Here is an 11,955-nt window from a genome sequence, read left to right on the forward strand (position 1 = left end):
GCTTCGGCGCTTGCGGACGTAGCTCAGTTGGTAGAGCGCAACCTTGCCAAGGTTGAGGTCGCCAGTTCGAACCTGGTCGTCCGCTCGGTTGAACAAGAAGCCCCGGCCGGGAGGCCGGGGCTTCTTGGCGTTCGGGTGCGGGCCTCCGCCCACCGTACGGAGCGGAGTCCCCGGTGCGCCGGTGCGGGTACCCGGCCGGTGACCGGGTACCCGGCTGCTCACTTCCAGGACGTGCCGGTGAGGAGTTCGTACGCCTCCAGGTACTTCGCCCGGGTCGCGTCCACGATCTCCTGGGGCAGCGCCGGGGGCGGCTGCTCGCTCCTGCGGTCCCAGCCGGAGGCCGGCGAGGTCAGCCAGTCACGGACGAACTGCTTGTCGTAACTGGGCTGGGCCCTGCCCGGCTCCCAGTCGGCGGCGGGCCAGAAGCGGGAGGAGTCCGGAGTCAGCACCTCGTCCGCGATGATCAGTTCCTCGCCGCCGTCGGCGGCGGGCGCGAAGCCGAACTCGAACTTCGTGTCGGCGAGGATGATCCCGCGGTCACGCGCGATGTCGCGCGCCCTGCCGTACACGTCCAGCGTGGCGCGGCGCAGCTGGGCGGCGGTCTCCGCGCCGACCTGCCGGGCCACCTCCTCGTAGCTCACGTTCTCGTCGTGGTCGCCGACGGCCGCCTTGGTGGCGGGCGTGAAGATCGGCGCGGGGAGTTCGGAGCCGTCGACGAGGCCCTCGGGGAGGGCGAGGCCGCAGACCGTACGGGACTCCTTGTACTCGACGAGACCGGAGCCGGTGAGGTAACCGCGGGCGACACACTCGACCGGGACCATCCGCAGCGACTTGCAGATCAGCGTGCGGCCCTCCCAGTCGGCGGGAGCCCCGGCGGGCAGCTCGGTGGACAGCACGTGGTTGGGGACGAGATCGGCGAGCTGGTCGAACCACCAGAGGGAGAGCCGGGTGAGGACGCGGCCCTTGTCCGGGATCTCGGTGGGCAGGACCCAGTCGTACGCGGAGAGGCGGTCGCTGGCGACCATGACGAGGTCGCCCGCCTCGTTCCGGTACAGATCGCGCACCTTGCCGGTGTGGAGGTGGGTGAGCCCCGGGACCTGCACGGGCTCGGGCTTTTCTACGAATCCGGACACGCTGCCTCCGCGTAGGTTGATCCAGGAGTCATTCCGATTCTCCCGTATCGGGGACGGTGGGGTGGAGCGGGGGCATGCGGGGCGCATAGGACAGGTGGTGGCAGGTGGGACACCTCCGTCCGTCCGGTCCCGCCCATCCGATCCCGTCCGATCCCGTCCGCCGAGTCCCGCCCGTCCAGTCCCGTCCGCTGAGTCCCGTTCGCTCAGTCCCGTTCGCTCAGTCCCGTTCGCTCAGTCCCGTTTGCTCAGTCCCGTTTGCTCAGTCCCGTTTGCTCAGTCCCGTTTGCAGATCCGGTCCAGGAGATTGGCCGTGGCGCGCTGGATACGGGGATCCACGTGACCGGGGCGGTCCAGTGCCGGGGACCAGGCGAACGTGCCGGAGGCGAAGACGAGCGCGCCGGACGGGGCCCGGTACAGGGAGGTCTCCTGGTGCCGGGTGGCTCCTTCGCTGTCCTGGTACGGGGAGTGGGCGAGCAGAATGCGGTTGTCGTGGTCGGGGAGCGCGGTGCGCGGGAAGTAGCGGTCGGCCTCGCCCGCTACCAGACCGTCGACCTCGTCCCCCTCCCGGGCGCCCGTCGCCTCCCACAGCCAGTGCTCGGCGTTCCGCACGACGAGGGGGTGCGGGTCGGGCACCCGGCCCGCGTACTGGATGCCGAGCAGATGCTGCTCGGGCCGGTCGATCTCGCGCCAGAGCGCGGGTCTCCCCGGCCCCTGGCGCTTGCGGCAGGTGAGCAGCCGGTCCGGGACGCCGGACGGGGACGGGGAGAGACAGACCTGCCAGTACATGGTGTTGGCGGAGAGGAAGACGAGCGAGGTGCCGCCGTCGCGGGCGTCCTCGACGGTACGGCGCATGGGCACGGACCAGTACTCGTCGTGGCCGGGGAAGACCAGCCCCCGGTAACGGCTCGGCTCGACCCGGCCCGCGTGCAGGTCGCGGGTGTCGGCATACGCGACGTCGTAGCCGTACCGCTCGGCCCAGCGGATGAAGTCGTAGGCGTGACCGACGTGGAGCGGCAGGCCCGCACCCGCGTAAGGACGATCGAAGGAGACGGTGACGGCGGCGTCCTCCTCGCCCAGGAGACGGCCCTGCTCGTCCCAGGCGTGGTACAGGCTGGCGCCGGTGCGGCCGTCCTCCGGATAGAGGTTGTACGCCTGCCAGGTGACGTCCGGGAGGACCAGCAGCAGATCGGCCGGACGGTCGTCGCGGATCGTGAACGGGATGTGGGAACGGTGTCCGTCGGCCGTGGTGAGCACGGCGACGTACGCGCCGATCGACCAGTACGTGGGGATCTGCAGCCGCCACGACTGCCACCAGTGGTGGCAGGAGACCGTGCGATCGGCGATGAGCGGCGCGGGCTGGACGATGCCGGAGAGCCGGGGGCTCGTGGTGATCTTGGCGGCGCCGTCGCCGCCGTAGTGGCCGATGCGGTAGATGTCCACGGAGAACTGCTGGGGCGGGTCCACGGTGATGTGGAAGTCGATCGCCTCGCCGGGGGCGGCGGCGCCCGTGGAGACGAAGCCCTTGATCTGGCGGTGCACGTCGTCGGCCGTACGCGTGCCGCCGTCGGAGGAGCGGGTCAGGGTGGGGTCCGCGTACCAGGGGACCATGTGCCCGGTGTCGTCGAAGTAGTTCTCACTGTCGCGCAGCCAGGGCAGGGGCCCCTGGCCGAAAGGATCGGAGACGGCGTGCGCCAGGGCACCCGACTCCCATCGACGAATCTGCTCCGCCCCCATACCGCTTCCCTCCCTCGGTCCCCCGCGACAACAGTGGGACTTTCGATGGCCGGCCGTCGCCGTACCGTCCGGCGGCCGCCTCCGACGGTCTCCGTCGATGGCCGCTGCCCGATGGCCGCTGCCGACGCCTCCGCCGCCGGGCGCCGATCGTCGGCCCGTGGCCGTCGGCCGGTGGCCATTGGCCCGTGACCGTTGGCCCGTGACCGTTGGCCCGCGTACCGACCGCCGTTCGCAGTCCGCTGTCCGTCGTCCGCCGGGTGATCGTCAACCTTGATGGCTTTCGGCCGCACGTCATCGACGCACCGACACTGACGCGCCGACTGTCAGCGTCGATCCACAGCACATCACATAACGCATGCACTCCGTCACCGTTCGTCGCGAATTGACGTGAACGGAACGTTCCCTTCCGAATATCGAGCCATCGACACACCCCGGCACGATGCCTCCGATACCGCTGATGTCTCTGTGCCGCGTGGTGATGCGGTGAAACCGCCCAGTACAGAGGCCCGTGGCAAGGGCGGGTCCTCGGCGCACGGTCCCGCCGGAGCCGCGGGTCCACCCGACCAGGACCTCCGGACAGCCACTCGACGCTCAAAAGTTCGGACGGCCTCGCTTCGTCAACGAATCGGCTCGGGGAGGAGTCGGCTCGGGGAGGAGTCGGCTCAGGCGAGACGGACGGGCTTGTCGGTCCGCACGCCGACCGAGGCGAGCCAGGAACGCAGTGGTCCCGCGTCCCCGTCCTCGACCAGGCTGAGGACCGGCCCGCCCAGATCCGCCCGGCGCTCGCCGTCGACCAGCAGGGCCGGTCCGTCGAGCCAGTCGAGGCCGGGGGTCGCGTCGGCCGTGTCGACAGCCGCGCAGCAGACCATCGCCGCGACGTGGTCGGCGAGCAGCTCCGTACCCGTGCGGTGCGGCAGGAGCGGGAAGATCGGGAGGGGTACGGGCCCCCAGAACCCCAGGACGTCCCCGCCCACGTCGAGGGCGCCGTGGGTGCCCTGCGCCATCGGCGCGCCCTCGGGCGAAGAGCGGCGCCGGGCGGCTGCCGCCTCACGGGCCACCGCGGCGCTGATGCCCGCCGCGAGCGCCTCCCCGTCGTCGCCCCCGCCCGCCAGATACTCGACGACACGAGCCAGCGTGGGCATCCCCGCATCGGCGGGGAACGCGGCCCGGTCGGAGGCGGAACCGGGAACGTGGACCGCGACCGGGGCACAGTCGGGGGCGGGGACGTTCTCGGGCTGGTGGGCGGGCGCGGACGCCGTACGCGTCGAGTCGAGGGCGTCGAGGACACGGTGCAGACGGGCCGCTTCGATGCGCCACTTCCGGTCGACCACCTCTTCCGGGTACTGCTGCCAGTCGACCGGCGACCAGCCGGAGCCGGACTCCGCCGGGCCGCCGTGGAACAGCCGGGCCGCCAGCAGGGACGTGGCCTCGTCGGCCGCGCCCGGCTCCTCCAGGAGGTCGCAGGCGGGGCGCTCACCGAGCCGTGAGGCGAAGTCGTCGGCGAGCCGGTCGCGCCGGGACAGCTCGGTGAGGGCGGACACCACCCCGGCGTCCAGCTTGGAGGGCCAGCGGCCCATCTCCCACGCCGGCAGCGCGACCCGCGTGAGCAACCGGTCCCAGCCCGCGTACGCGAGGCCGACCTGCTCCTGGGCGACGATCCGCAGGCCGTAGTCCACACCCTGTGCGCGGACGGACGCGGCGGCGGCGACGCCCCGTTCCATCTCCGCGGCGTGGCCGCGACAGCTGCGGAGCAGCAGCCGGGCGATCCAGCCGACGAAGACCCGGGGCGCCCTCCGCACCGCGGACAGCGGCCCGGTAACCGGTACGACTGCGTCCGCGACCACCCCGTCGAGTCCTCTGACGAACCGGCGCGCCGCCGCTATGTCGGGGTGCGCCGAGGGGCCCGTGCCCGCGACGACCGGGGCGAGCACCGCCCGTAGCTCCGCGATCCTCATCCACCACAGGAACGGCGAGCCGATGACCAGCACGGGGGCTGTCCGGGCCCGGCGGGCCCGGTACGCGGGCCGGTCGCGGCCGTCGTCGGACCGCGTCCCGGAATGCCCCCTCCGGGTCGTGTATGGCGCCTTCCCGGGCGCGGGACGCCCCTCGCGGTCCGCGTCGAAGCGGGACGGGGGCTGTGCCGCGGGGTGGGTGCGGTCCTCCAGCCAGCTGTCGCAGTCGGGGGTGAGAGCTATCGCCGAGGGCGCGGGAACCCCCAGCCGGTCGGCGAGTTCCCTGACCAGGCGGTAGAGGTCGGGGGCGGCCTCCTCGGCGAGCGGCACGGTCGGGCTGACCGCCGGCCTCGCCCGTACGACCGCGACGGCGACCGCCGCGGCGACCAGCAGCACGACGACCGCGCAGGTGGTGACGGTCCAGCGGGCCACGTCCCATCCGCTGCCGACGGCATGGCCCTGCGCGCCCGCGACGAGCAGCACGACGGCCACGGCGGCCGGAAGGATGGCTGCCGCGGTGGCTCTGTTGCGGATGCGCAGCAGAGCGAGAGCCCGGGCCCGCGCACTCTGCGCGCCCGGCTCCTCACTTGCACCGATACCGGACACGGCCGGACGTCACCCCCTCTGCCCCCGCAGCGGTGTTGGTCACTCCCCCACTGTGGCACCCGTCACTGACATCGCAATGTCAGTGGGCCAAGTGCCGGAACGCCTGCGCCGCACCCTAGTTGGGGTGTCGTCGGGCGTCAGCCGTATGGCTCAGCCGTCACTCGATGGAATGGCTTTGGGCAAAGGTGCTGGCGGACTGCCAGCTTTGGCAGTGATGCGCCAGTGGCCGAAATAGAGAGGGCCGCGACGCGGTCGGACCGGAGCAGCAGTCGGAGAGCCGGGACGGAGCGGCGGTAGGAGACGCCGGAACGGGACGACGGTCGGAGACGAGGGGAACGAGGACGGGAGGCCGGGCCGAAGAAGGAGAACACGGGCGGACGCCGAGGGCCGAGGGGCCGAGACCGGGAATCGGATGGGGCGAGCCGGTGTGCCGGTGAGCCGGTACGGGCACTGACGCGCAGGCGCCGACGCACGGGCGGTGCCCGTACCGGCCGCACGGGCGGTGCCCGTACCGACCGCGTATCGACCGCGCACCGGCGGCCCGTGCGCGGTCCCGGTGGCCGCCCGAGCCACCGGAGGCCCTACCGGGCTCCGGTGACCTGCGCGGGCGCCTCGGCACAGCCGCCCCCGGGCCTCCGCCGGCCCCGGGCGCCGCGGCTCAGGCCTCTGCGGCCTTCCGGGCGATGTCCGTACGGAACTGCGCGCCGTCGAGCCGAATCCGGGCCACCGCCGCGTAAGCGCGCTCACGGGCGGCCGCGAGGTCCTTTCCGGTCGCCGTCACGGACAGCACCCGGCCGCCCGCGCTGACGATCGCGTCGCCGTCCCGCCGGGTGCCGGCGTGCAGGACGTACGCGTCCGGGGCATCCTGCGCCGCCACGTCGTCGAGCCCTTCGATCGGGTCTCCCGTGCGCGGCGTGCCCGGGTAGTTGTGCGAGGCGATGACGACGGTGACGGCGGCGTCGTCGCGCCAGTTGAGCGGCGGCAGTTCGTCGAGGGTGCCGTTGGCGGCGGCCAGCAGCACGGCGGCCAGCGGAGTCTTCAGGCGGGCCAGGACCACCTGGGTCTCGGGGTCGCCGAACCGGGCGTTGAACTCGATCACGCGCACGCCGCGCGAGGTGATCGCGAGGCCCGCGTACAGCAGTCCGGAGAACGGGGTGCCGCGGCGGCGGAGCTCGTCGACAGTCGGCTGGAGCACCGACTCCATGACCTCGTCGACCAGCTTGGGGTCGGCCCAGGGGAGCGGGGAGTACGCGCCCATGCCTCCGGTGTTCGGCCCCTCGTCGCCGTCCAGGGCGCGCTTGAAGTCCTGCGCGGGACGGAGCGGCAGCACGGTGGTGCCGTCCGTGATCGCGAACAGGCTGACCTCGGGGCCGTCGAGGAACTCCTCGATGACGACGCGGCCACAGGCCACGGCGTGGGCGCGGGCCGCCTCGATGTCCTCGGTGACGACGACACCCTTGCCGGCGGCGAGACCGTCGTCCTTGACGACGTACGGGGCACCGAAGGCGTCGAGGGCGGCGTCGATCTCGGCGGGGTTGGTGCAGACGTAGCTGCGGGCCGTCGGCACGCCCGCCGAAGCCATCACGTCCTTGGCGAACGCCTTTGAGCCCTCCAGCCGGGCCGCCTCGCCGGAGGGGCCGAAGCAGGGGATGCCCGCAGCACGCACGGCGTCGGCGACACCGGCGACGAGCGGCGCCTCCGGGCCGACGACCACCAGATCGGCGCCCAGGTCGGTGGCGAGACGCGCGACGGCGTCACCGTCGAGGACATCGACCGGGTGGAGTTCGGCCACCTCCGCGATACCGGCGTTGCCGGGAGCGCAGTACAGAGTGGTGACGTCGGAGTCGAGGGAGAGAGAGCGGCACAGGGCGTGTTCGCGGGCGCCGCCGCCGATGACGAGGACCTTCACGGAATGCAGCCTAGCCGCCGGGGCACGGCGGCCTTGACGGGCGCCGCTCCATGGACACACCGGGGACGCGGCGTGAAGCGGGCCGCCCGCACGCTCCCCTGCTCGCCCGCGCGAACTTCCTCAGCTCGCCCGCGAGCTTCTCCTGCGCTCGCCCGCGCGCTGTTCCTGCGCTCGCACACGCCCCGTCCCTGCGCTCGCACAGGCCCTGTTCCTGCGCTCGCTCGCGAGTTTCTCCGCTCGTCTCCTACTCGTTCGTGAACTCCTCCAGGACCGTGGCGCCCAGCTCACGGACGATCAACTCGTGCCCGGAGAGCGCCGAGTCGACCAGATCGGGATCGTCGGCCTCGGGGATGTCGTCCTCGGGAGCGACCGGTTGCGGGGGCTCGGGCGCGGCGGAGGACTGCTGCGGGGCGTAGGACACCGGGGCGGGTTCCGCCGCCGGGGGCGCGCTCGGCTGCGGGGCCGGGGCGGAGGCGGGAGCGGGCCGGGACTCGTACTGCTGCTGAGGCGGGGGCGGTGAGGCGGGGCGCTGGGACGCGGGCGGTGCGGCGTAGGACCGGCCGCCGCCGGACTGCGGCGGTGCGCCCGCGCCGCCCGAGGGGTCCACGATCGCCTCGATCTTCCACTGCGCGTTGAACCGCTCGGCGAGGGCCTGCTTCAGCACCTCCTCGCTGCCGCTGCTCGCGAAGTTGTCGCGTGCGCCCGCGTTCAGGAAGCCGAGTTGCAAAGTGGCGCCGTCGAAGCCTGTGACCTGGGCGTTCTGGCTGAGCAGGATCCAGGTGAACCGGCGGCGGTTCTTCACCGCTTCCAGGATGTCCGGCCACATGTTCCGCACCTGGCCCGCGCCCTGCGCCATTCCCGGGCTCGGCTCGGCGGCGGGCGCCGCTGCGGCAGGGGCGGTCGGGGCGGGCGCGACCGGGTCGGGCGCGGCCTGCGGCGGCTGCGACCGGCCGGGGGCCGCGGCGGTCGGCCAGCCGCCAGGACGGCGGCCGGATTCCGGCGCGGCGGCGGTGGGCCAGGCCCCGGGACGCTGGCCGCCCGTGGGCGCCCCGGCCCCGGTCGGCGGGGCGGCCGGAGGCTGCTGCGGGGCGGCGGCCTGCACGGGCGCCGGAGGCGTCTCGGCCGGTACGGACGGCACCGCGGGCGCGGCAGCGGGCACGGGTGCCGCGGGTGGGGGCGCTTCCCCCCGTACGGCGGCACGGGCGGCGGCGGGCCCGCCGCCCGGCTGGACGGCCGGCGCGACGGGAGCGGGGGCATGGGCCAGGGCTTCCGGTCCCGGCACGTACCCCATGGCGGGCCCCGGTCCGGCGGTCGCGAAGGACGCGCCGCGCTCCAGCCGGTCCAGGCGGGCCTGCAGCGAGCGCTCGTCGTCGAAGGCGGCGGGCAGCAGCACCCGGGCGCAGATCAGCTCGACCTGGAGGCGCGGCGAGGTCGCCCCGCGCATCTCCGTCAGCCCCTCGTTTACCAGGTCGGCGGCACGGCTCAGCTCGGCCGCGCCGAAGACGGACGCCTGGGCCTGCATCCGCTCGACGACATCGGCGGGCGCGTCGATCAGTCCCTTCTCCCCCGCGTCCGGCACCGCGGCGAGGATCACCAGGTCGCGCAGCCGCTCCAGGAGGTCGGCGACGAAGCGGCGCGGATCGTTGCCGCCCTCGATCACCCGGTCCACGGCCTCGAACGCCGCGGCCCCGTCGCCCGCCGCGAAGGCGTCCACGATGGAGTCGAGCAGCGAGCCGTCCGTGTAACCGAGCAGCGACGTCGCCATGGCGTACGTCACACCGTCCTCGCCCGCACCGGCCAGCAACTGGTCCATCACCGACATCGAGTCACGCACCGACCCGGCCCCGGCCCGCACGACGAGCGGCAGCACGCCGTCCTCGACGGGGATGTCCTCCCTGCCGCAGACCTCCGCGAGGTAGTCGCGCAGGGTGCCCGGCGGAACCAGCCGGAACGGGTAGTGGTGCGTACGCGACCGGATGGTGCCGATGACCTTCTCGGGCTCGGTGGTCGCGAAGATGAACTTGAGGTGCTCCGGCGGCTCCTCGACCACCTTCAGCAGGGCGTTGAACCCCGCCGAGGTGACCATGTGCGCCTCGTCGATGATGTAGATCTTGTAACGACTCGACGCGGGCCCGAAGAACGCCTTCTCCCGCAGATCACGGGCGTCGTCCACGCCTCCGTGCGACGCGGCGTCGATCTCGATCACGTCGATCGATCCCGGCCCGTTGCGCGCGAGGTCCCGGCAGGACCGGCACTCCCCGCACGGCGTGGGCGTCGGCCCCTGCTCGCAGTTCAGACAGCGGGCCAGGATGCGCGCACTGGTCGTCTTCCCGCAGCCGCGCGGACCGCTGAACAGGTACGCGTGATTGACCCGGTTGTTCCGCAGGGCCTGCTGCAGCGGGTCAGTGACATGCTCCTGCCCGATGACCTCGGCGAACGACTCGGGGCGATAGCGGCGGTACAGCGCAAGGGACGACACACATACGAGGTTATCCGGGCGCACCGACAACCGGCCCCGCCTCGACGCCCACACCCCCACGAGGCCCTCACGGGGTCGGCGCTGGACCCCGGGGAAACACAAGGGCCCCTCACGCACCCGCCAGAGCCGACCTACCCTTGCTGCCTTCCGGCCCTGGGGGAGTTCAGTCAGATAGCGCCACGTGAGGGGCTGACGCCCACCTTAGCCGATCCCCACCCCTCCCGGTCCACCTCCCCACCCGCTCCCCCTGCCCCGTCTCCCCCACCCGCTCCCCTGTTCCGTCTCCCCCGCCCGTTCCGCTGCTCCGTCTCCCTCGCCCGTTCCCGTTCCACTTCACCCGCCGCCTCGACCGCGGCCCACTCACCCTCGCCTCCCGTCCACCCGTCCGCTCCGGTCCTCCCCGAGCCGTTCGAAGCCTCTTCGGTCCGCTCTGAAACGGCCCCGAGCGGATCTCGAAGGGGAAGGGGTTCGCGAGCACTCCTCAACGTCTTGTATTGTTTGCGGCGGAGGATTCGCCTAGTGGCCTAGGGCGCACGCTTGGAAAGCGTGTTGGGGGCAACCCCTCACGAGTTCGAATCTCGTATCCTCCGCCATTGCTCTCACCGGGCAATACGAAGAAGGCCTTGACTGGTTCCGACCGGTCAAGGCCTTCTTCGCGTGCTGGGCCGGGACTGGTCAACAGGTGATCACCAGCCGCAAGGCGATCGCCGCTGTGTGATCTTCCGCCTCAGTCGCAGTCCGAGGGCCCCTTCGTCCGAACCGCCCCTCCGCCTTCGCCCGCAGCCGGAGCGGCTCCCCAGAGCGCGGGAACCGTCGGGCGCACCGAGTGACCCAGCGATGCGGTGCTGCTCGGACCGCGTGGGCACTCCCGGCCGCCGATCCCCCTTCCCAGACACCCGCGACATCGACATCACCCGAGGCATCTATAGCGATATACTTGCCGTCACAATTGATATCTCAGGAGGTGCACAAGTGAGCCGGACAGTAATCGACCTGGACGACGAACTGCTGGCCGACGTGGCTCAGGCGCTGGGGACCGGCACCAAGAAAGAGACGGTCAACACCGCTCTGCGTGAGGTGCTCGAGAACCGCCGACGGGCTCTCGCTCTCACGCGGCTGCGGGCTGCAGCAAGCGACGGCGGCTTTGATCTGGACCTCTTCGAGGACAAGAGGGACTACCGGCGGTGAGCGCGGCGCAGTTCCTGGTCGACACCAGTGCGCTCGCCCGGTTCTTCCGCGGCGACGCCGAACAGTACGGATGGGACCAGGCCGCCACAGCCGGCCTCCTCGCGACCTGCCCTGTCACCGAGCTGGAGTTCTTCTACAGCGCCCGCTCCGCCGCAGACCGTGCACACGGCATCGAGGACATGCGGCTGCTCTTCGGCTGGGTGCCCGTCGACGACCGCGCGTACGACCGCGCCTGGCAGGTCCAAGAGCTGCTGACCCAGCGCGGTCAGCACCGCAGCGCGGGAGCTGTGGACCTCGTCGTTGCCGCCACCGCGGAACTCCAGGGCCTGACCCTCCTGCACCGCGACCACGACTTCGAGTGCATCGCCGCCGTCACCGGCCAAGCCATGCAGTGGTACGGCCCCGTGGCCGGTAAGTGAACACCCGCCTGGTCTCAGTTCTGGTCTCATTCGCGGGCGTACGCCACAGTCCGGCGAGTCCGCAGCCTCCGGTTTCGCCACAGGTCGGGATGCCTGCGACCGTCTGCGAACAGCCGGACGAAGAGTTGGAAAGTGTGTTGGGGGCAACCCCTCACGAGTTCGAATCCCGTATCCTCCGCCGGTCCAGAGGGCCGGTGACCCGTCGGGCCCGGGGCACGGCATCCAGGCCGTCCGGTCCGTCCGGGGTGCGTTGTTTGAAGGCGAGGGCCTCTTCCTGGTCGACCTCGAAGACCGTGCAACCGCGCGGCCATGGCAGGCGGTACGCACGGGCGTTCAGCCCGGCGCCGAGCAGGACACCTGCCGCCCGTCGGCATCGGTCCACGGGAGCAGGAATGTCGTCGAAAAGAAGGGCGAGCACGGCGAGAATAGGCCTGACCGGGGTACGGGAGGAGGGCGGGCGGGCCTCGCGCTGCTGGTATGCCCTTCCGGCGACCAGCCCCCTCCTCACCGCCGATCCTCTCCATCTCTCCGTCTC

8 protein-coding genes, 2 tRNA genes and 1 other RNA gene are annotated in these 11,955 nt (G+C 72.3%); 4 read left to right on the forward strand and 7 right to left on the reverse strand.

Features of this window, described 5'->3' with window-relative positions:
• The first annotated feature begins 12 nt into the window (after positions 1-12).
• A tRNA-Gly gene (locus tag ACFYY6_RS17635) sits at positions 13-85 on the forward strand.
• 133 nt (positions 86-218) lie between these two features.
• Here ACFYY6_RS17635 and ACFYY6_RS17640 read toward each other — a convergent pair.
• The 6 genes from ACFYY6_RS17640 to ffs form a co-directional block, all read right to left on the reverse strand.
• Entirely contained in the window at positions 219-1,133 is a 915-nt protein-coding gene (locus ACFYY6_RS17640; RefSeq protein ID WP_351517946.1) for a phosphoribosylaminoimidazolesuccinocarboxamide synthase, read from the reverse strand.
• A 273-nt stretch (positions 1,134-1,406) separates the two neighbouring features.
• Positions 1,407-2,867, reverse strand: a complete 1,461-nt coding sequence (locus ACFYY6_RS17645) for a N,N-dimethylformamidase beta subunit family domain-containing protein (RefSeq protein WP_351517944.1) — start codon at positions 2,865-2,867, stop codon at positions 1,407-1,409.
• A gap of 662 nt (positions 2,868-3,529) precedes the next feature.
• Positions 3,530-5,425, reverse strand: coding sequence for a hypothetical protein (locus tag ACFYY6_RS17650; RefSeq protein ID WP_351517942.1), 1,896 nt, complete (start codon positions 5,423-5,425; stop codon positions 3,530-3,532).
• Between the two features lie 658 nt (positions 5,426-6,083).
• Positions 6,084-7,334 carry a phosphoribosylamine--glycine ligase gene (gene purD, locus ACFYY6_RS17655; protein WP_351517940.1) on the reverse strand — a complete coding sequence of 417 codons (1,251 nt, stop codon included), beginning with the start codon at positions 7,332-7,334 and terminating at the stop codon, positions 6,084-6,086.
• 244 nt (positions 7,335-7,578) lie between these two features.
• Positions 7,579-9,813 carry a DNA polymerase III subunit gamma and tau gene (locus ACFYY6_RS17660; protein WP_389193968.1) on the reverse strand — a complete coding sequence of 745 codons (2,235 nt, stop codon included), beginning with the start codon at positions 9,811-9,813 and terminating at the stop codon, positions 7,579-7,581.
• A gap of 97 nt (positions 9,814-9,910) precedes the next feature.
• Positions 9,911-10,007, reverse strand: an RNA gene (gene ffs / locus ACFYY6_RS17665) — signal recognition particle sRNA small type.
• Positions 10,008-10,318: 311 nt separating this feature from the next.
• On the opposite strand from ffs, the gene ACFYY6_RS17670 reads away from it, so the two are divergent.
• From ACFYY6_RS17670 to ACFYY6_RS17680, 3 genes are all read left to right on the forward strand, one after another.
• Positions 10,319-10,406, forward strand: a tRNA-Ser gene (locus ACFYY6_RS17670).
• 379 nt (positions 10,407-10,785) lie between these two features.
• The gene (locus ACFYY6_RS17675; protein WP_351517938.1) at positions 10,786-11,001 is read left to right on the forward strand and encodes a type II toxin-antitoxin system VapB family antitoxin; all 216 of its coding nucleotides are present in this window, start codon (positions 10,786-10,788) and stop codon (positions 10,999-11,001) included.
• Positions 10,998-11,420, forward strand: a complete 423-nt coding sequence (locus ACFYY6_RS17680; RefSeq protein ID WP_351626017.1) for a PIN domain nuclease — start codon at positions 10,998-11,000, stop codon at positions 11,418-11,420. Before ACFYY6_RS17675 ends, ACFYY6_RS17680 begins: the two co-directional genes overlap by 4 nt.
• Before the next feature lie 151 nt (positions 11,421-11,571).
• Here the strand turns inward: ACFYY6_RS17680 and ACFYY6_RS17685 are convergent, their stop codons facing one another.
• Complete coding sequence (locus ACFYY6_RS17685) at positions 11,572-11,928, reverse strand: class I SAM-dependent methyltransferase (protein ID WP_389193971.1); 357 nt, start codon at positions 11,926-11,928, stop codon at positions 11,572-11,574.
• Positions 11,929-11,955 lie beyond the last annotated feature (27 nt).

Source organism: Streptomyces sp. NPDC001750, from assembly GCF_042892615.1.
Lineage (GTDB): Bacteria > Actinomycetota > Actinomycetes > Streptomycetales > Streptomycetaceae > Streptomyces.